Annotated in this window: 1 protein-coding gene; it reads left to right on the forward strand. The window is 55.1% G+C overall.

The window, feature by feature from the left end:
• Positions 1–320 (forward strand): hypothetical protein (locus CDV44_RS28205; protein ID WP_170936138.1); only part of this gene is annotated, 320 nt, incomplete at its 5' end.
• Between the last annotated feature and the right edge of the window lie 134 nt (positions 321–454).

Below are 454 nucleotides of genomic sequence, written 5' to 3' on the forward strand. Positions count from 1 at the left end.
CATCAGTCGCGCAATGCGGTCTCGGTGCGATGCTGCAAGGCCCAGGTTTACATCAGCCCTTCGCCGCGGATGACGAGGTAAATCTCGGAGTCGTCCCGATGATAATGCGGGCGGACGGAACAGCCAGGCGCCAGTTCTGTGATGGAGAACGATATGTCGTCGCCATCGATAAGTCGGGAGATGCCTGTGCCAACAGATTCATCCCGAACGTGGCCTTTCAGAGCGTCGAATACAACAAAATATGCGCCTATCGTTTGATGATCGAACGTATTGCTCAGGAGAAGAGAAGCTATCGCCGAGAAGTCAAAAAACTAACATGATCTGTCGAATTTCGAAGTCCATACTTGGGACGGCTGCGACAGTGGCGTGCACCCCGGCGAGGCCCGTCACGCGGTGTTTTGGCCGCCATGAGGCTCCGCAAAACACCCGTACAGGATGGTCGTTTGAGCGGTTT

Origin of the sequence: Pandoraea sp. PE-S2R-1, from assembly GCF_002179865.1 — a bacterium.
In the GTDB taxonomy this organism is placed as follows: domain Bacteria; phylum Pseudomonadota; class Gammaproteobacteria; order Burkholderiales; family Burkholderiaceae; genus Pandoraea.